Annotated in this window: 18 protein-coding genes; 5 read left to right on the top strand and 13 right to left on the bottom strand. The window is 55.4% G+C overall.

From position 1 onward, the window contains the following. The first annotated feature begins 1 nt into the window (after window position 1). A complete protein-coding gene (locus L0666_RS14990) occupies window positions 2-1,855 on the top strand; it encodes an ABC transporter ATP-binding protein (protein ID WP_235262177.1) in 1,854 nt (617 codons plus the stop codon). A 113-nt stretch (window positions 1,856-1,968) separates the two neighbouring features. Further along, complete coding sequence (locus L0666_RS14985) at window positions 1,969-3,201, top strand: DVUA0089 family protein (protein ID WP_235262176.1); 1,233 nt, start codon at window positions 1,969-1,971, stop codon at window positions 3,199-3,201. A 77-nt stretch (window positions 3,202-3,278) separates the two neighbouring features. Here the strand turns inward: L0666_RS14985 and L0666_RS14980 are convergent, their stop codons facing one another. Then, window positions 3,279-4,946: a peptidoglycan-binding domain-containing protein gene (locus L0666_RS14980; RefSeq protein WP_235262175.1), complete on the bottom strand. Its 1,668-nt coding sequence runs from the start codon at window positions 4,944-4,946 to the stop codon at window positions 3,279-3,281. 272 nt (window positions 4,947-5,218) lie between these two features. Between L0666_RS14980 and L0666_RS14975 the strand changes: the two genes are divergently transcribed. Together L0666_RS14975 and L0666_RS14970 are read left to right on the top strand one after the other, a co-directional pair. Further along, entirely contained in the window at window positions 5,219-6,070 is an 852-nt protein-coding gene (locus tag L0666_RS14975; RefSeq protein ID WP_235262174.1) for a hypothetical protein, read from the top strand. Between the two features lie 2 nt (window positions 6,071-6,072). After that, window positions 6,073-7,104 carry a saccharopine dehydrogenase gene (locus L0666_RS14970; RefSeq protein WP_235262173.1) on the top strand — a complete coding sequence of 344 codons (1,032 nt, stop codon included), beginning with the start codon at window positions 6,073-6,075 and terminating at the stop codon, window positions 7,102-7,104. Here L0666_RS14970 and L0666_RS14965 read toward each other — a convergent pair. The 11 genes from L0666_RS14965 to L0666_RS14915 form a co-directional block, all read right to left on the bottom strand. Then, entirely contained in the window at window positions 7,101-7,418 is a 318-nt protein-coding gene (locus L0666_RS14965; protein WP_235262172.1) for a DUF3775 domain-containing protein, read from the bottom strand. The genes L0666_RS14970 and L0666_RS14965 overlap by 4 nt on opposite strands. A gap of 91 nt (window positions 7,419-7,509) precedes the next feature. Next, on the bottom strand, window positions 7,510-7,902 hold the full coding sequence (locus L0666_RS14960; RefSeq protein WP_235262171.1) for a hypothetical protein: 393 nt from the start codon (window positions 7,900-7,902) through the stop codon (window positions 7,510-7,512). Then, entirely contained in the window at window positions 7,883-8,272 is a 390-nt protein-coding gene (locus L0666_RS14955; RefSeq protein ID WP_235262170.1) for a hypothetical protein, read from the bottom strand. Before L0666_RS14955 ends, L0666_RS14960 begins: the two co-directional genes overlap by 20 nt. Before the next feature lie 65 nt (window positions 8,273-8,337). Then, the gene (mutL, locus tag L0666_RS14950; RefSeq protein WP_235262169.1) at window positions 8,338-10,185 is read right to left on the bottom strand and encodes a DNA mismatch repair endonuclease MutL; all 1,848 of its coding nucleotides are present in this window, start codon (window positions 10,183-10,185) and stop codon (window positions 8,338-8,340) included. Window positions 10,186-10,233: 48 nt separating this feature from the next. Next, on the bottom strand, window positions 10,234-11,535 hold the full coding sequence (locus L0666_RS14945) for a M16 family metallopeptidase (protein ID WP_235262168.1): 1,302 nt from the start codon (window positions 11,533-11,535) through the stop codon (window positions 10,234-10,236). Continuing rightward, entirely contained in the window at window positions 11,532-12,857 is a 1,326-nt protein-coding gene (locus L0666_RS14940; protein WP_235262167.1) for a M16 family metallopeptidase, read from the bottom strand. The genes L0666_RS14945 and L0666_RS14940 overlap by 4 nt, the downstream gene beginning before the upstream one ends. Before the next feature lie 85 nt (window positions 12,858-12,942). Continuing rightward, window positions 12,943-13,446, bottom strand: coding sequence for a DUF3035 domain-containing protein (locus tag L0666_RS14935; protein WP_235262166.1), 504 nt, complete (start codon window positions 13,444-13,446; stop codon window positions 12,943-12,945). A gap of 52 nt (window positions 13,447-13,498) precedes the next feature. Continuing rightward, window positions 13,499-13,978: a signal peptidase II gene (gene lspA, locus L0666_RS14930; protein WP_235262165.1), complete on the bottom strand. Its 480-nt coding sequence runs from the start codon at window positions 13,976-13,978 to the stop codon at window positions 13,499-13,501. Between the two features lie 21 nt (window positions 13,979-13,999). Next, window positions 14,000-15,589: a bifunctional phosphoribosylaminoimidazolecarboxamide formyltransferase/IMP cyclohydrolase gene (gene purH, locus L0666_RS14925; protein WP_235262164.1), complete on the bottom strand. Its 1,590-nt coding sequence runs from the start codon at window positions 15,587-15,589 to the stop codon at window positions 14,000-14,002. Window positions 15,590-15,609: 20 nt separating this feature from the next. Beyond that, on the bottom strand, window positions 15,610-17,379 hold the full coding sequence (locus tag L0666_RS14920) for a heparinase II/III family protein (protein WP_418887993.1): 1,770 nt from the start codon (window positions 17,377-17,379) through the stop codon (window positions 15,610-15,612). 51 nt (window positions 17,380-17,430) lie between these two features. Further along, window positions 17,431-18,708: an RsmB/NOP family class I SAM-dependent RNA methyltransferase gene (locus tag L0666_RS14915; protein ID WP_235262163.1), complete on the bottom strand. Its 1,278-nt coding sequence runs from the start codon at window positions 18,706-18,708 to the stop codon at window positions 17,431-17,433. A gap of 67 nt (window positions 18,709-18,775) precedes the next feature. Between L0666_RS14915 and L0666_RS14910 the strand changes: the two genes are divergently transcribed. Next, window positions 18,776-18,952 carry a DUF1674 domain-containing protein gene (locus L0666_RS14910; RefSeq protein ID WP_235262162.1) on the top strand — a complete coding sequence of 59 codons (177 nt, stop codon included), beginning with the start codon at window positions 18,776-18,778 and terminating at the stop codon, window positions 18,950-18,952. An 18-nt stretch (window positions 18,953-18,970) separates the two neighbouring features. Here the strand turns inward: L0666_RS14910 and dapB are convergent, their stop codons facing one another. Continuing rightward, window positions 18,971-19,789 (bottom strand): 4-hydroxy-tetrahydrodipicolinate reductase, encoded by an 819-nt coding sequence (dapB, locus tag L0666_RS14905; protein WP_235262161.1) that lies wholly within the window; start codon window positions 19,787-19,789, stop codon window positions 18,971-18,973. Window positions 19,790-19,805: the final 16 nt, after the last annotated feature.

Here is a 19,805-nt window from a genome sequence, read left to right as displayed (position 1 = left end):
TATGTTTGGAGCATATGAATGGGTGACACGGCGGGTCCTAAACCTCGTTGACCCCTACGTACATGGGACAGGAGAAACGCCATCGTCACGGGTCTGGCCCTATCTGCGATCCCACCTGCGGCCTTTGCGCAGTGTCCTTTTCCTGAGCATCTTTGTCACTATTCTCGCCGCCAGCATGGAAGTCTGGTTGATCAGCTATGCGGGCAAACTGATTGATATGCTTGCCGATACGTCGCCCGCCGACATTTGGCAAACCCATGGCTGGAGCCTGATTTTTGCAGCCGTGATGATAATTTTGATCCGTCCGCTAAGCCAGTTCGCGCGGCATTCAGTAAATGAATTCGGCCTCAGCTGTAATTCCGCCAACCTGTTTCGCTGGCGCGCCTATGATCATTTAACCAGACAATCTGTCGGCTGGTTTCAAGAAGACCTCGCAGGGCGGACCGCGTCACGCTTGGTTCTTATGGGGAACTACGCCGGAGACGTCATATTTCATGCTTTGAACGCTTTGGCGTTCGGACTGGTCTATATGGTCGGGGTCGTCACTTTCATGGCTGGCATCGATATCCGGTTGGCTATTCCGCTGTTCATATGGCTCGCATTGTATGTAACGCTCATGACGTTGATTGTTCCGCGCATGGTGCGGTCGATGGAAACATTTATGGCGGCAAAATCTGCTTTATTGGGGGGCGTTGTTGACGTGTTCTCAAACTTTGACACCGTCAGTCTTTTTGCCCGCCGACAAGATATCGAAGAGGATCACAAAGCCTCCCTTGAGGCGACTCGGGAAAAGCTGTTTTTGACGCGCCAAATCAGCGTTGGGATGCGCACAATAACTGTCTGGCTAGAAGGCGTGATCATCGTGGGCTTCGTGGGTTATGGCATTTTTCTTTGGTCACAAGGTGCTGCATCCATCGGTTTGGTAAGTGCCGCTATGGCCATGAGCTTGCGGATCACCACGATGGCGGATTGGGTTTCCGAAGCGGTATGGTCGATCTTCCAACAAGTCGGCTCAGTTCGGGAAGCATTGCGATCCATCAGCCAACCGCTCGCCATTCCCTCGGCAGATACGCTCCCTGATTTTGAGATGAAGGGCGGTGAAATCACCATCAATGACGCGCACCACCACTACGGTAAAGGTAAAGGCGGGCTGGACGGGATCAACCTGACCATTCGCGCCGGTGAAAAAATAGGACTGGTCGGTCCGTCTGGCGCAGGAAAATCAACGCTCGTGAACCTAATCTTGCGGTTTTACGAACCCGAAGACGGGCAAATCATGATAGACGGCCAAGACGTGCGAAGCGTCAACCTTGAAAGCCTACGCAACGCCATCGGCATGGTCAGCCAACAAGCGGCCCTTTTGAACCGCTCGGTGCGTGACAACATTGCCCTAGGGCAGCCGGACATAATGCAAAGCCAAATCGAAAGTGCCGCGCGTCGAGCACATGCCCATGACTTTATTTGTGATTTGACTGACAGCAACGGACGCACAGGATACGATGCCCACGTCGGCGAACGGGGCGTAAAACTGTCTGGCGGGCAACGGCAACGGATCGCCTTGGCACGCGTTTTCATGAAAGACGCACCGATCCTGATCCTTGATGAAGCCACCAGCGCATTGGACAGCGAAGTCGAAGCAGAGATCCAGTCTTCGTTGCAGACCGTAATGCAAGGCAAAACCGTGATTGCCATCGCTCATCGTCTTTCGACAATTGCAGAAATGGACCGGATTATTGTGATCAAAGACGGCACGATTGTCGAAAACGGTACCCACCAAGACCTCCTGAACGCGGACGAACTGTATGCGTCGCTGTGGAACCGCCAGTCGGGTGGGTTCATCGGAGCCGTGGTCTAAGATCGCCAGCAAAATTGAGAAGAGGTCGGGTTTCCCTGACCTCTTCTCAATTTCGACAACTCTTCTCTAGCCACGCCGACGTCGTCTGCTTACGCTGCCGTCAAGCAATTCATATGAAAGGTATTGTTATGATCCGGTCTTTCTCGACGACATTGACGGCGGGCCTCTTTGCGCTCGCTGCACTTCCAGCAGCGGCACAAGATGCGAACCTTTGTGGTGGCGCAGGGTCATCCGGTCAATGGCTGGGTGGCGATGAGGCCTCGTCAGATATTTCGGTATCCCCGTCCTTTGTGGAACAGATGGCACTAGTTTTGATGCGAAATGAATACGTTGGCTTGTTCACGGTATCCCAAGATGGCGATTACCGGATCGAAGCGCAGGGCAATGGCGGTGGTGACACGGTTTTGGACGTACGCAACGCCGCAGGCGACATCGTCGCATCCGATGATGACAGCGGCGGAGAAGGCGCCAGCCGCACAGAAGTATACCTCACTGCCGGCACCTATTGCGCCTCAATGCGCAGCTTTGACGGCACTCCATTGACCGGATTTGTTCGCGCGGCACGTGTCGACCAAGAAGCTCTGACACCCGGTTTCGGGACCCCGTCTGATGGTGGTGAAAACTACAACACAGGCACTTGCGATCTTAGCGCAGCGGTGCCTCTGACCCTTGGCGAACCCATCGCGAATGCGTGGTCCGCCCAGAACATGTATAGCCTCCAGCTCGATACTCCGATGGCTATTTCGCTGACGGCTGAAAATGAAACCGCTGATCCGATCTTGTCGCTTTATGATGCAAGCGGGAACTGGATTGCCGAGAACGATGACTTCGACGGATTGAACAGCCGTATCGATGTGTCCACACCACTTGAGGCAGGCACTTATTGTGTCGCGGTCAATCTGTACGGTGATGAAAATGTGCCAATCACAGTGGTCGCGAAGGAATATGACGCGTTGGAGGTTCAGGTGGGGCTCTATGCCCGCGGCGACGCAAGCCCGCCGCTGGATGGATCCTATCCTGTCACCGGATTGGGTGAACTGCAGACGCGCCTTCGCCAAGACGCAAATGTCGGCGGCGATGCGACATGGTTCTCGTTTGATATCAACGAGGGCGGGTTGGTGTTGGTCGAAGCGATTGCACAAGGTCAGGGTGACCCAGTACTGATCATGTACGATGATCTCGGTCGTCAGGTCGGTTACAATGATGACAACGGTGGTTCACTTGATTCACTACTAACAGTTCGCGTGCAGCCGGGAACCTATGCGGTTGCTGTTAAACAATTGGACAACGGAACAACCGGCATGATCCGTATGCTGTTTGAACGCTACGTTCCGGCGCAACCGTAAATCAGCCCAAAAGCAACGAATACATGGCCCTCCCTCAACACCATGTTAGGGAGGGCTTTTTTGTTAACCTTGAGGCATTACCGACCGATCCTGACCGTGCCCGTCATCAAACCGACAGCAGTTGCACGATCCACGTAGCCAGTGGCGAGAATGTCTTGCGCTTCTTGGTAAGCAACAATGGCATTGCGGGTGCTGTTATCTATCACCCCATCCAAACGACCGGGATCATGACCCAATTCCCGAAGGCGCAATTCCAAGAGTTGGGCGCGCACCCCAGACAGGCGCAGCGCGCGTTCCTCGGCTTGTGCTTGCGCCACCTGTGCGTCACTGATGTTCGGCGTATTCAATGCGTCGATACGTTCTCGGGCTTGTGCGGCAAACACGCCTGATGGGTAGGCCGCCAAGTATTCTTGATAAGATGCGAGAGTGTCATCGGAACCCGCGATCGCCCACGCGGCGCGATCTGCGGTCTCAGCGGCGGTGCGGCGCTGGTCTTCGATGGTCGCAAGACGCGCAGTGGCGATATTGGCGAACAACCCATCAGGGTAACGCGCTAGATAAGCGCGATAACCGGGCTCATCACCGACCCCTCCGGTTTCTGTCCAATAGGCACGATCACGGGCCTCGGCGCGGGCCAGTTCGCGGGCCTCTTCGGCCTCTATCTCGGCTTGGCGACGGGCGGTTTGTGCCTCCATCAAATCGATCTGATCAACGGTCAAATAGGATGTCTGTGGATAACCGTTAGACTGCTGCCAATTGGTAATCGCACCACGCGACCCAGGTCCAAAGATGCCATCAACGCCACGGGTGTCGAAGTTTAGCAAAGTAAGATTAGACTGCACCGCACGACGTTGATCACGAGTTAGGTCCAACTCATCTTCGGCCAAGCGTGCGGCACGGTTTGGTTCAGCCAATATCGCAGCGATCTGGGCCTCGGCATCATCGACAAACCGGCCGTTTGGGTAGCGATTAACGTACGCGCGGTAGGCGTCTGCACTATCGGCGGCCGTCGTACTGTCCCATAAGGCGGCTTCGGCATTTAGATCATCCTCGCTCGGCCCTATGTTTGCTACCGGCTGATCCACGATAACCTCGCTTGGCATCAAAACCCAATCACGAGGCATGTAGCCCGAAATCGATAGCGAAGGATTAAGCGAGAGTTGAACCCCCAATGTAGCCTCGGGCTCGCTTAGTGGTCCCTCAAGCACCGTGTTCGCCATAGACGGCGTCGTCCGGATCAAAGTCACACCCTGCGGCAAATCAATTTCACCGATACCTGCACGCAGCCCGCTGTCATCCAGATCAAGGTCGTCCTCATCCGCAGCGCCCAGCAAGATCACCGCCTTGCCTTGGCGTTGCGCCAAGAGCGGCAGCAGGCTGTCCACAGACAGCGCGGCATTCTGAACGCTAAACAAATCTGGCGCATCCGCCTCGGCTGTAAGCAACCAAGTCCGCGCACCATCAGTCACAAAATGCCCCGTCAGCACAACAACAAGACGATCTGCATCATTCACGGCACCTTGAAAGGCTGCGGCCAGATCATTGGCGGCTTCAACTCGTGGATTGGCGCGGCTGAAAACATCAAACCCAAGACTATCGAGCCCGCCCGTCGCCTCCAGCACATCGTCTGCACGATTGACCCGATCAAGTTGCTCGTAGCGTTCGGTCCCAAGAACCAAGGCGGCATCCTGCGCCCAAAGGGGCATGGGCATCAGGAAGGCGGTGGTTAAAAGTAGTTGGCGCATGCAGCGTCCTTTCAAATGTGTTGATCCGAATGTCGCGGCCGCGGGCGCGCTATTCAATAGCACTTTGGATTTTGTCGCGTTTTGCGTGGGGTATTACCTGCACATCCGACCGACGCAAAGGGTCCGAGTGCTTCATCTCACAAGACTTCTTTCATTCGTTAACCAGACTGCCCCCAAGCGAAAAACTCGAGCAAAGCGCGACCATTAGCGGTATTGCGGTTTTGCCTGATCTTCGTCATCTCTTAGAAATACACAAGCAATCGGTTGTTACTATGCCCTATTCTGATGATTTCTCACCCACAGCTTTGGACCCTCGGATTACCGTTCTAGAAGGGCCCCAAATCATCGAAATCGTGTTCACAGGGCTGTATTTTCATACCAGCGCCGATGTGAACGCATTTTACGACTACATAGAAACCCGTATTGTGGAAACCGGCGAGGGGCAGTGGTTCTTTATGGTGAACACCCAAGACTACCGCGTTGATGGCGACGCTTGGTTTGCCTTTACCCGTCGCGGGCTGGATCTGAACGAAGGCCACGGCATGAAAACCGTGCGCTATGATGCTGACCCGATTACAGTAAAACAGATCGAACGGGCCAAAGGCACCGAACGCGAGAATCCGAACCTGTTTGGATCGCGCGAGGAGGCTCTTGAGCACCTCAAGTCCCTGCCCTCCAAACGACGCGAACGTTTGGCGCATCACCCCAGTTTCGAGAAAAACGAATTCATGCGCCGCCTGAAGTTTGACAAAGAAACCGGCATTCTGGACATCGATCTATCCGGCATGAGCTTTGAACATTCTCGTGACGTCAACGACGTCCACAATTGGGCAGAAGAAGCGATCCGCGCGTCGCGCCAAAAATGGTGGATGTTGTTTAACTACGAAGGCACGCGCATTCAATCACCAGCTTGGGTGCAATTTTCGGTACGCTCCGAGGAATTCAACAAGACCTATTCTATGGGCTCGGTGCGCTATGCGCTCGGGTCAGAAACCGAGGCCGACAAACGCCTTCGGTACGAAGCCAAGGCAACACGCCCAAACATCCGCAACACCCGCAAAGAAGCGCTTGTGCGGCTCGAAGAACTACGAGCGGAATACGCCTCTGCGCATCCGGAGAATTAATCATGCTGATATGGATGCGCCACGAATCGCGAGCCAACGAAGCCCGCGCGCCGCTGACACCAGAAGGGGCACTGCAGATGATTGCAAAGGGATGGCGTGTGGTCGTGGAAACCGCCCCACACCGCTGTATCCCCGACAGCGCCTATTTTGACGTCGGCTGTGAAGCCGCCGCAGCCGGATCATGGGTGGACGCCCCAAACGACGCGATCATCCTTGGGCTCAAAGAACTTCCCGAAGACGGAGCGCCTCTTCGGCATCGCCACATCATGTTCGGACATGCCTACAAAGGCCAAGCCTCAGGTCGGATGTTGTTAGACCGTTTCAAGGCAAACGGTGGCACGCTGTTAGACTTGGAGTACCTAGTAGATGAAACCGGCCTCCGCATTGCCGCATTTGGCTACTGGGCAGGATACGCTGGGGCCGCCTTGTCCGTGATGGCATTGGGCGCGCAACAACGCGGTGAGGTCATGGCCTCAGTGGACGCTTTTACGTCAGCGACCGCCCTTGCTGAAACCGCCAAGGCATCCGTGACAAACACACCAAGCGCCCTCATCATCGGTGCATTAGGCCGCGTTGGAACGGGGGCGAGCGACCTTTGCCGCGCTGTTGGGATCACGCCAACGGGTTGGGACATGGTCGAAACCGCACACGGTGGCCCTTTCCCTGAAATCCTCGGCTTCGACATTCTGCTGAATTGTATTTTGGCCCATGATGGCGCGCCTGTTTTCGTGCAAGCCGACGCAGGGCAAATGCCACGCAAACTGTCGGTCATCGGCGATATCGCCTGTGACCCCGAAAGCGAATTTTCCCCAATCAAGGTCTATGACCGCGCGACAAGTTGGGCCGTGCCAACCGTACGGGCCCATCAGGACCCGCCGTTGGATGTTATGGCGATTGATAACCTACCGTCGCTTCTTCCTTCGGAAAGTACGGATGATTTTGCAAACCAACTCTTGCCGCACCTTCTAGCGTTGGATACCGATTCAACTGGTGTTTGGGACCGCGCGGCAGCGACGTTCAAACAGCACGTCTAGTAAAGGTCATCTTCTTCAGCGGTTGCAGATATCCCCAAAGCGTCCAAACCATTTTCAAGGTGATCAGCCAAATGCGGCGATCCTTTGAGGTAGTCTTCAGTTGGAGTAGAAGCTTCGGTAATCGCGGTGCGGTAGGCTTCTGCGTATTCTAACGCATCGAAACTCCCACGCCCGATCCACATCACAGCCACAAGACTGGCCTGTTCTTCTTCATCTAGTCCGGACACGAACGCGTTAAATTCGCGCTCCCCGCGGGACATGTCCCGTGCGAGGATTATGATCTCGGCGATTTTGTCTGTGTTGATTTTCAGCATGTCTCAATCTCCTCTTTCGAGAACAGATTGAGACATTATACCATAAAACGCTTTGATTTAGAACAAAGGCGAGCGTGGTCTGCAATCGACACTAAGACGGCAAGGAAACCCAACGCATCCCAGTGGTATCGCCCGTCGCAAGATCACTCAACTGGCCAATACCTGACGGAACACCGCCTTCGTCCAGCTGCAAAATCAAACGGGTTGTCTCATTGCCAAAGCTAACGCCAGTTTCCGTGCTTTCGATCGGAAAAGTCGCACCGTTAGACATCCGCACGCACGTTTTCTGGAAGAAATCGTTACCGCAAGAAACGATTTGCGCTTGATCTGGCGGATCTGTCAGAACGGATTGGTAGTAGAACGTCAGCGTGTTCCCAGGCGCAAATGGGCCGGTTTCACCGCCCGGCAATTCCGCCAGACAGCCGGACAACACAGCCCCCAACAATGCCACAAGGGCTGTACTCTTAATTCCACGCAAGATCACGATTCACTCCTCGCCAAGTCAAATAACCGTCGCCACCAGGCGACAAATAAAATGTCCGGTCGCGATAGGCGCCCGTCACCACAAAATAATCTTCTGTCCTTTGCAAATGCCCAGCACGGCCTGTTCCGCCACAAATGTGGGTTCCGTTTTGGCACGGTGTCAGAGAATAGGTATGCAAATCGCCGTGCTCATCGGCCACGACATAGACTGTTCCAGTGTCAAACGGCAAGTCGCGGTACGCAACATCGATATCGCGTCGTGTCTCATCCAAAAGGTCCAGATTTTCGACATTTGAACGCATCGCAGCAAAATCCGCCGTGCTACATCCCGCTTGTGCGACCAAAGCAGCCAATACCAGAGCTATACGCATTACTTATCCCCATCTTTTGTTGCACGGTATCGCCCGACCTCATGCTTCTCAATAGCTGAGTGCCCTTATGTTCGACCAAACAGCCGCTCAATGTCGCTTAGCTTCAATTCAACATATGTTGGGCGCCCGTGGTTACATTGCCCTGATCGAGGGGTTTGTTCCATCTCTCGCAAAAGCGCATTCATTTCTTCGCCGCGCATCCGTCGCCCCGTACGGATCGAGCCGTGACAAGCCACCCGACTGAGAATCGCTTCGAGCTTTTCTTGCACGAGGGTCGATGAGCCCTGATCATCAAGCTCATCCAGAATATCGCGCAACATGGCTTCGGCGTGTACTTCGCCTAAAAGTGCTGGGGTTTCACGCACGGCAATGGCACCAGCCCCGAAGGGTTCGATCGTCAGGCCGAATTTGGACAGGTCGGCGGCGTGCGCCAGCAACTGGGCGGCATCCCCGTCTGACATTTCGATAATCTCGGGGATCAGCAGCGCTTGGGCTGCCACACCATTTTCCGCCATCTGAGTTTTCAGTTTTTCGTAGACCAGCCGTTCGTGCGCTGCGTGACCGTCCACAATAACAATGCCTGTTTCAGTTTGGGCAATTATGTAGTTCTCATGAACTTGCGCACGAGCTGCCCCAAGGGGATGGTCTTCTTCTACTTCAACGCTTTCGGTTTCCACCACATCAACACGGCCGGACAAATCAGCGCCAAAATCAGCAAACCCGCTAGGCTGTGGGTCTGGGCGATACGCGGGCCCTGCCCCGCCAGACGGTCGATCCATCTGGTACACCCGCGCACCACTTTCAGAGGCCGGGCGCTCGGGTTGCATCGCACCCAAGGTCGCGTCGGCCACGGTCGTAGATGCACGATGTCCTGCTTCAGCCAAGGCATGGCGTATGGCACTAACGATAAGGCCGCGCACCACACCGGGGTCGCGGAACCGCACCTCGGACTTGGCAGGGTGAACGTTTACGTCGACGCGGGTCGGATCAAGGTCAATAAACAAACAGGCGGCGGGATGCCGATCACGGCTCAATGTATCCATATATGCGCCACGCAACGCACCCATGAGCACCTTGTCTCGCACTGGGCGGCCATTCACGAACAAGAACTGTTGAACCGACGACCCACGCGAATAGGTCGGCAAGGCGGCATAACCCGTCAAATGGACCTCTTCTCGTTTGGCATCAATCGCCAGCGCATTGTCAGCAAAGTCACGACCTAGGACACAAGCCAATCGCGCATGTAGGCCTGCAAACATATCGCCAGTTTCGGCATCTGCCCGAAACGTCACGCGGGACTTGCCACCAGATACATCGGTGAGAATGAACGTCACAAAAGGTTCCGCCATGGCGAGCCGTTTTATCACATCGCTGATCGCCTGCATCTCGGAACGATCCGTGCGCAGGAACTTTAGACGGGCTGGTGTCGCGTAAAACAGATCACGCAATTCCACGACTGTGCCCGCAGTCAAAGCGGCTGGGCGGACTGGCTCTTGAGTGCCGCCGGACACAGAAATCTCTGCACCCTCACTACCCGACGTGCGGCTTCGGATTGTCAGACGACCAACCGCACCAAGAGACGGCAAAGCCTCCCCTCGGAACCCAAAACTATGGATATTGAGAAGGTCGGTACCGTCAATCTTAGACGTCGCGTGGCGTGACAGGGCTAAAGGCAAATCTTCAGCTGACATTCCGACACCATTGTCGGTAACACGGATCAGGGTTTTGCCACCGTCAGCGATAGATACTTCGACACGTGTCGCCTTGGCGTCCAAGGCATTCTCAACAAGTTCTTTCACCGCAGATGCGGGGCGTTCCACAACCTCACCAGCTGCGATCCGGTTGATCGCAGCGTCGTCCAGTTGCCTGATTACAGGGCGCGTTTCGCTTATGTTGGGGTCAGGGGCAGCCATACCGCTACAGATAGCATGGCGTTGCCCGATTCTGACAGGGCTTTTGTGTTATTCTAGACCCTCGGGTTGGCCAACGACGACGAAATGCAGACCGTCTGGGTCCAGCAGTTCAGCAGCCATTTCGTTAACCTCTTCCAAGGTCACAGCGTTAACCAAATCATTGCGCCCAGCGATGTATTCAGTAGGCAGGTCTTGGGCCTGCATACCCACCAAAATCCCTGCGATTTCAGCATTGCCATCAAACCGTAACGGGTAGGCCCCCGTGAGGTAAGTCTTGGCAGCATCCAGTTCTTCGGCTGTCACACCTTCGCTCGCCATTTTGGCCCACTCGGCGCGAACAACCTCGATCGCTTCAGCGATGGTCCCATTACCGGATGCGACTTGCCCCAGATACATCGTAGAAAGGTCTTTGGTGACAAGGTAGGAATAGACGCCGTAGGTCAGCCCGCGTTTCTCTCGGACTTCGTGCATTAAACGGCTTTCTAGCCCGCTGCCGCCCAGTATTTCGTTTAACAGATAAGCAGCAAAGAAATCCTCGTCATCCCGTTCGATGCCCTCATGGCCGAACAGCGCAACGGACTGTGGCGTATCGTAGGGAACAACCGTTGTGCCCCCCTCAAGGCCAAATTCAACACGGTCCGGCAACTCAGGGCCCTCCATCGGCAAGTCGCCGATCAAGTCATCAATCAAAACACCCAGTTCTTCAGCGGAGATATCACCCGCAGCGCCAACGTAAACACGCCCTTGGACAAGAGCATTGGTATGCGCCGCAATCAAATCATCGCGTGTAATCGCGGCGACAGTTTCGGCGGTCCCATCGAGCGACGAGCCATATGGGTGATCGCCAAAGGCCGCAGCATCAAAGGTCGCGCCTGCAATGCTATTGGGGTCTTGCGCGTCCGAACGCAGCATCGATTGCACTTGCGCACGGACCCGTTCGATGGCGTCATCATCGAAACGTGGGTCAACCAGCGCATCGCGCAAAAGCGCTACAACTTCGTCGCGGTTTTCTGTCAGGAACACGGCGGAAACCGAAACGGAATCGTCATAGGCGCTGAAGTCATAAGATGCCGCAAGCGCCTCACGGGCTTCTTGGAAACCGCGTGCGTCCAACTCACCGGAACCCTCTTCAAGCAATGCCATCATCAAATTGGTAGCACCCCGCTTCTCAGGGTCGTCCAGCGACGCACCGCCGTCAAAGATGATCTCGATCGCGACAAAGGGAATGGAATCCTCTTCTACCAGCCACGCGTCAATTCCACTCGGAGATGTAATTTCTTGAATATCAATTTCGGCTTGAGCGGACACAGCCGTCAGCGACAAAGCAAAGGCGATAACGTAACGGATCATTGTAGAACCTCCCGGCTTGGAATGACCCAGCCTGTAACAGATTGGTCTCGATCGAGGACGCGTTCAGCCGCCGCAAGGACATCCTCAGCGGTGACCGCTTGCAAGATGTCGGGCCAAGCCTGAACGTCATCCACTGTCAGTCCGGACGTCAATGCAGCGCCGTAACGACGAGCGATACCGCCCACATTGTCGCGAGCATAAATTTCACTCGCCTTAAGCTGAGTGCGCAAAGCTTCCATGCGGGCGGGGTCGATGCCTTCTTCGAGGAAAGCCGCTATGGCGGCGTCCATTGCGTCTTCTGCGTCTTGCAGCGAAACGCCTTCGGCAGGTACGACCGTGAGTCCGAACGTACCATCATCAAGATTCAAACCATCGTAATAGGCCCCTGCATACACAGCTGTGTTGGTTTCAAATTGCAAAGCGATGCCAAGCGCAGACGTAAACGGAGAACCACCCAAAAGATCCGCCAAGTAGGTCAGTGCGGCAGCTTCTTCTTGCGCACCTTCATCCCTTTCTGGCGCTATGTAACTGCGACTGATGTATGGCTGCGCAACGCGCGGATCTTCAAAGATAAGACGGCGTTCTGCGATTTGTGGTGGTTCCTGAGTGCGAAAACGCTCTGGCAGATTGGGCTCCGCGGGAAGTGGACCATAGTATTCTTCTGCCAAGGCCAGAACCTCGTCTGGTTCAACGTCGCCAGCCACAACAAGGATCGCGTTATTGGGGGAGTAGTAGATGTCATAAAAGGACAGCGCATCTTGCATATCCAGTTCTTCCATCTCGTGTTTCCAGCCAATAATCGGCACGCCGTAACGATGATTAAGGAATTGCGCTGCACGCATCTGTTCACGCGCCAGTGCGTTCGGCGAATTCTCTGTGCGCTGGTTGCGTTCTTCGAGGATAACGCCAAGTTCAGTGCGAATGTCCTCTTCGGTAAGGACAAGGTTGTTCATCCGGTCGGCTTCGTATTGCATCATTAACGGCAAACGATCTGCTGCGACCCGCTGAAAATATCCCGTATAGTCATAGCTAGTGAAAGCATTGTCCGAACCACCGTTTGCCGCAACAACGCGCTGGAACTCGCCGCTTTCAACTGTTTCAGTAGCTTTGAAAAGCAGGTGTTCTAGATAGTGGGCGACACCAGATGACCCGACAGGCTCATCCGCAGATCCTGCGCGATACCAGAGCATATGGACTACGACAGGCGCACGGTGATCTTCGATCACAACCACGTCCATGCCATTGTCGAGCTGATAGGTGGTAACCTCTTCTGCGAGGGATGAGCTCGCGCAAAGGGCAAGGGCCGCTGCTAGTAGACGCATGAAAATACTCCGCTAATGTCTAAGCAGAACCTATGCCACAACGCGCCACCTGCAAGGGCACAAACGCGTTTGTGAAAACCGGGTGTTACTGTGGGGGCGCAGAAGGTGTCGCGACACCAGCATTCCGGAACCGTTGCAACTCAGCATAAGCATCGAGAGCTTGGCGCGCGTAGGCTTGGAAATAACTGTCACGGGCACGGAACAACCCGAAACGGGATTGCCGCGTGCGAAAGGCCTCGTCCTCAGCGGCCAAAGTCTGGCGAATTGCCGGATCCACACCATTTCGGCTGGCGGCGGTAATCAACGCCCCGTCACGGGTCGGCACGCCCGCGGCAACAAGCGCGTTGGGGTTACCACCCAAAACAGCCACCGCATCCGCATTTGGCATGGGGTCGGCAATGTTAGTGCCACCTGGAGTAGGCGTCGGAAGAACGCTTAGGTCGCTCGGCAAAGTCAGCGGACCTGACGGTTGAACGCGAAATTCATCCGGCCCACCACTGGAAGAGCGCAAATCGCGTAATCCACGATCACCGCCTGCACAAGCAGTCAGTGTCAGCACCAGCGTCATACAAAGTGTCAGTCGTAACATCTCGCCCGTCCCTGTCGTTCCATAAGCGTTTTAGCCGATAGTTTGGAGATCGTCACGTGGTCTTCTTCTCGCTGTCATTATCTGTAAACAACACCAGTCCGATCGCGCCAGCAAAAATCGCCACATCTGCGACGTTAAAGGCGAACGGATTATTGATGCCGCAACACGACATGTTCAGGAAATCTGCCACAGCACCATGTAGAACGCGGTCTATGATATTCCCCAAAGCACCGCCGACAAGCAGTCCTGCGCTGATATAACCCCACCGACTGCGTGGTTCCTTACGAATCCACCACAATACAAAGATCGAAATGGCCGTCGCTACGCCGATCAACACCCAACGCATGTCGAAATCTGCGAACAAACCAAAGTTTACACCCCGATTCCATGCCATGCGGAGCGTCAAAAGAGGCGCAAAAACGTCTAAGGTTTGGTTCGGCTGGCTTTCCAGATCGACCACATAGAGCACAATGTACTTAGTGACCTGATCAATCAGGAAAATCCAAAATCCAGTCCAGTAGGTCAGCCGCATCTGTGTGAGCCTTCTTTATTGTCAGTGCTTAAAGTGGCGCATGCCGGTGAAGACCATAGCAAGGCCCGCCTCATCTGCAGCGGCGATAACTTCGTCATCACGCATGGAACCACCAGGCTGAATTACACAAGACGCACCCGCTGCAGCAGCTTCAAGAAGCCCATCGGCAAACGGGAAGAACGCATCAGAGGCAACCGCCGCCCCTTTGGCCAGCGAAGCCGGCAAGCCAAGCGCATCCGCCATACGTTGGGATTTGGTCGCCGCAATCAGCGCTGAGTCCAATCGAGACATCTGCCCCGCGCCCACACCAACTGTCTGACCGTCTTTTGCGTAAACGATGGCGTTGGATTTAACGTGTTTGGCAACAGTCCACGCAAACAACATGTCGGCGATCTGTGCATTTGAAGGCTGGACCTTCGTCACGACTTTAAGGTCGGACGCAGCGATATGGCCGTTGTCTTTGTTCTGCATAAGGTATCCACCGGACACCTGTCGAATGGTTTCAGAAACCGCCATCGGGTCAGCCAAACCACCTGTCGTCAGCAAACGCAGGTTCTTTTTGGCTGCGAACAGTCCCTTCGCCTCGTCCGTTGCAGACGGCGCGATAACGACCTCGGTAAAGATACCTGTAATCGCCTGAGCCGTTTCAGCGTCGAGTTCACCGTTCAACGCGATGATACCACCGAATGCTGAGGTTTGATCGCATTCAAAGGCCTTTTGGTAAGCTTCGGCCAATGTCGCTCCGCGGGCAACGCCGCACGGGTTCGCATGTTTGATGATCGCAACCGCTGGACCGTCTTTGGCCGCAAATTCACTGACCAATTCAAATGCAGCGTCTGTGTCGTTGATGTTGTTGTAGGACAGTTCTTTGCCCTGATGCTGCTGAGCCGTCGCAACGCCGGGACGGTCGGAACCGTCAGTGTAGAATGCTGCTGCTTGGTGCGGGTTTTCACCATAGCGCAACGTCTGCGCGAGCGTGCCGGCAACGGCTTTGCGACGCGGTGCAGCATTGCCGATAGCGCCTGCCATCCACGTGCTAACAGCTGCATCATAGGCACCAGTGCGGGCATAGGCTGTTTGTGCAAGGGTCTGACGGAACGCGAATGTCGTCGCGCCGTCATTAGCGTCCAGTTCAGCCAACAATGCATCGTAGTCTTCGACATCAACAACAACGTTTACGAAAGCATGGTTCTTCGCCGCTGCACGGATCATCGCAGGGCCGCCAATGTCGATGTTCTCGATCATCTCATCATACTCGGCACCACGCGCCAAAGCAGCTTCGAACGGATAAAGGTTCACAACCAGCAAATCGATCGCGCCGATGTTGTGTTCGTCCATCGCAGCAACGTGGGCATCATTATTTCGAAGCGCCAGCAAGCCGCCGTGCACCGCTGGGTGCAGTGTTTTCACGCGACCATCCATCATCTCAGGGTAGCCCGTAACATCAGCCACATCGCGCACGTCCAGACCGGCGTCGCGCAATGTCTTTGCTGATCCGCCAGTCGAGAGCAATTCAACCCCACGCGCGGATAGCGCCTTTCCAAGGTCAATCAATCCGGCCTTGTCGGATACGGAAAGCAAAGCGCGGCGAATTGGTTGCAGGTCGGTCATGTGGGCCCCCTCAGGCGGTATCAAGTTTCTGATCCGTTAAGGCTAGCGACATCACGCAACGCGGTGGGCGTTTCTTGCGCTTTGGACAAAGACCAACGGATGCGCGTCGAATAGGCCAAAGTGTTGCCAGTTAAAACCACCTGTTGCGTGGCACGGGGCCGCAATCGGCCATTTTCTAGATAAACTGACGGTTCTAGGCGCAAATCCCCCACCCCATCATGGCGAAACACCCAAATTTCACCGGATTTCTGGGTAAGCGAAACGGCCGCCCCGCCCAAATCAATCACAGCATCCACTTCAGGATGTAAATGGAACCGCACAGACCAAGGAATGCCTTGCAGCTTTTCGGCATCCAGCGCCCTATCGAAAATCGGTTCGTCTTTCGAATCCAGAATCGTCAGCAAGTCTTCGCCAGCGATAGCGCGCCCGTCCGATGTAAGATCAAGCGTTCGTACGTGGGTCAAACCATGAGTACGCCGATAACCGTCATGGGCCGTGGCCAACCGCATACCGTCGCCAAGCTCACTGAGCTCTGATTGGACATCCTTGGGCCGATCCGACAGAAGCTCCGCGCCGCTTTTCTCGACCTTGATACGGGACGACGAAAGGCCTTCAATCGTCAATGTAGAGTGGCTTGGCGTTGCTCGGCCAGCACGGCGCCATTCTGGGCCAAAGCTTGCGCCGGGCCCGCAATTGACGATCAACGGCCGCCGTCCTGAGGTTACTTCCATCGCAAGAGTGGACGCATGGGCCTCAGCGGACGCCGCACCAGAAGGTGGAATATCCGCATCAACGATAAGCGACGTGCGCCCCGCTGTAAGCCGCCCGTAGCCCATATGAAGGGATTGATCCGGCTGTTCTAACGTGCCGACAGCGGCCAAGGCTTGATCGAGCCATCCATCAAGCCCGCGTCCACCCCCATGAAATCGCGCCAACCCACCATCCGAATGGCGCAACGCCCGCAATGTAGGAGCAATCCGATGCATCGCCGATGTTAGGGCCTCCGGGACTTCGCGGTCTGCATTGCGCAAGGCGGTTTCTACCCAAGTCAGCAGCGTGAGAACCTCAAGAAGTTCTTCGGGATTTCTTGTTGCGATGCCACCGTCTGGCCCAATCTGCACTTTGCAGTCGCGGGTCAGCACAGCAATCGCTGGAGCCACACGCGATTCCATGCCTTGCAATGCCAGACCTGCGTAAATCATCCCCGCCAGCGCCTCAAAACGCGGTAAGCCAGGGCGTGCGGCACTCCAGCGACGAGAAAGAAAGATAGCCTGTTGAGCGGCTGATCTGAAATAAGCCTCTGATTGTTCTTTTTCGGCGCCCCTCAGTAGGAAAAACCCATGGGCAATCCAACGGATCAGCCGACGACCAGTAATGTCTGGAGTCCAACCCGCGCCGCGCCCATCGCCGTAACGGACAATCCAGTCCTGCAACCAAGCTTGCGCGGCCACCCGCGCCTTACTGTCACCAACTGCGGCCATATCATCTAGCCAAGCAAACCCATGGGCAGCATTGGTCGATGTATCAACGCGTGCGGCCGCCTCCCAAAGGCTGACACCCGGTGCTTCGATCAGATGCCCCGAGAATAGGAAATTACCCGCCAAAAGCTGTCTGCCTCGGGCGAAATGACCAATCATCTTCGGCTCAGGATTGGAAATAAAACCGGTAGCCGGACGCGTTCGTGCTGCCAGCCGCGCTTGCAACCGGTTCATCAGGCGCGTGCGCCGTGTTGAGGTGTCGGATGTATCCACCACTTTTAGATCTGCCTCTCGCTCGTGCTGTTCCAGCATCTTTGCGTTGGCAGACTTATAAGCCTCGCGCCCGTTTAAGTCACAGGTTTTTTAGTCAGGTTTGCGCAATTGCGCGATGTAAAAGCCGTCCATGCCACCGATTTCGCCCCAATAGTCGGGCCGAAGGCGCAAGCCGCCTTCAGAGGTACGCCATGCCGGATCAATTCCAGCGATATCGAGAGCGTGGACTTCGACAGTCAGACCATCATGGCGCTCAAGGGCATCATCAACCTGAACTTCGCCCTCATCAGGGAGCAGGGAACAGGTGCAAAACACCAAACGACCACCTGGTTTCAGGAGGGACAAAGCGTGGTCAATCATGCCAGCCTGCTGGGCAATGAGTTCACCAAATTCAGAACCGTCTTTAGCATATGGCAAATCGGGGTGACGGCGGATTGTCCCTGTGGCGGAACATGGAGCATCCAGCAAAATCGCATCGAACCCGTCTTCGTTGTAGGCAAACGCATCAGAAGTGACAGTCTTTGCTGTCAGGCCCGTACGTTTGAGGTTTTCAGAGACGCGAATCATCCGGCCAACCGACGAATCAACAGCCGTCACGTCTGCTCCGCTGGCCGCAATCTGCATCGTTTTGCCACCCGGCGCCGCGCAAAGATCAAGAATCTTTTCGCCCTTTTGCGGGTTCAACACCATGACGGGAATAGCGGCAGCGGCGTCCTGCACCCACCAATCGCCCGCATCAAAACCAGGCAAGGCAGAGACCTGACCAGCATCTTGCAATCGAATTGAACCTGTTGGCAGAATTTCGCCCTTCAAGACCTCATTGGCAGCTTCGATATCGCCTTTGACGGTAATGTCTAACGGAGCGCTTGCAAACTGAACCGCCTCAATCGCGGCAATAACTTCGGGGCCGTAGGCGTTTTTCAGCGGTTTGCGCAGCCAACCTGGCATGCGGGGCAAGGCAAGCTTTGACCAGCCTTCCGGCCCTTCAGCGGCGACTTTGCGCAGCACTGCATTGACCAAGCCTTTCATGGATTGCGTGCGTTTGTTACGCGCCACCAGTTCAACGCCGGCGTTCACAACACCATGCGCCGCTTCGCCCCCTGCGAGTTCAACTGTGCACAGACGCAGCACGTTGCGCACTTGGGTCGGCGGGGTCTTTTGCAAGAACCGGGCCAACATCCGATCCGCACGCGCCATTCCGCGCAGGGTTTCGGTTGCGAGGCGTTGCGCGCGGGCGCGATCTTCTGCTGGAAGGTGCTGCAATGCACCCTCACCGATCAACTCAGACAGCAACCGCCCTTCGGTTGTGATTTGATCGAGAAGAAAAAGCGCGGCCTTGCGCGGGCCTAAGCCTTGTTGTTGCGACATCTGGAACCCCTTGGAATCTGATCCATGCGAGGTATATCAGGACTAGGCCCCACGCAAGGACACCAAAATGGATGATACTGACAAGGATCTCACCCCAGCCGCCCAGCGCGCTTTGGCCGAAGCTGACGAGCGCCGCAAAAAGGCGAAAGCCGCTGAGATGCCCGCAGAACTAGGTGGCCGTGATGGCCCAGAGCCCGTACGTTTCGGAGATTGGGAAAGAAAAGGCATCGCCGTCGACTTTTGATTCTCAGCATGTAGAAAATCAGCCGTCTTTCAGACCCAGAACATCTATCATGTCATAAGACCCCGGCTTTTGGGATTGCCCCCAAAGGGCTGCCTTCAACGCACCACGTGCAAAGATCGCCCGATCTGTAGCGATATGGCTTAGTTTGATCCGCTCACCGTAAGCTGCAAACAGCACATCGTGTTCTCCGACGATGTCACCACCACGAATGGCACTAAAGCCGATATCGCCACGTGTACGCGCACCCGTAATGCCATCTCGACCTGAATCGCTCACGTCCTTAAGATCAACGCCGCGACCTTCGGCAGCCGCTTCACCCAGCATCAAGGCAGTTCCAGACGGCGCGTCTACTTTGTGGTGATGGTGGGCCTCAATGATCTCGATGTCGAAATCTTCATCCAAGGCGGCAGCGACTTTCTTTGTAAGTTGCATCAACAGATTTACACCAAGCGACATATTCCCCGCCCGAACAATCACCGCATGATGTGAAGCAGCGTCCAAATGCGCGAGGTCGTCTTCCGTAAGTCCAGTTGTACCGATGACATGCACAGCGCGGGCTTGCGCGGCAAGTTCTGCGAAGCCGACTGTCGCTTCTGGAGCGGTAAAATCAATCACCGCTTGCGCCTTGGCAAATACAGCAACAGCATCATCAGTTACGTTCACGCCAACATTCGCGCCACCCATCGCAGCGCCCACGTCCTGACCGACCCAATCGTGACCGGTCCGTTCTAGAACGCCAACCAATTTGCAGGCGTCCGATGCCAAAACAGCGTTGGTCAGCATCTGCCCCATACGACCAGAGCATCCAGTGATTACGATCCCGGGCAAATCAGTCATGTCGTTTCCTTTCGTC

The sequence above is a fragment of the Octadecabacter algicola genome, from assembly GCF_021532625.1.
GTDB lineage: Bacteria > Pseudomonadota > Alphaproteobacteria > Rhodobacterales > Rhodobacteraceae > Octadecabacter > Octadecabacter algicola.
The sequence above is the reverse complement of the archived record's forward strand: the minus strand, read 5'-3'. Positions and strand labels throughout refer to the sequence as shown.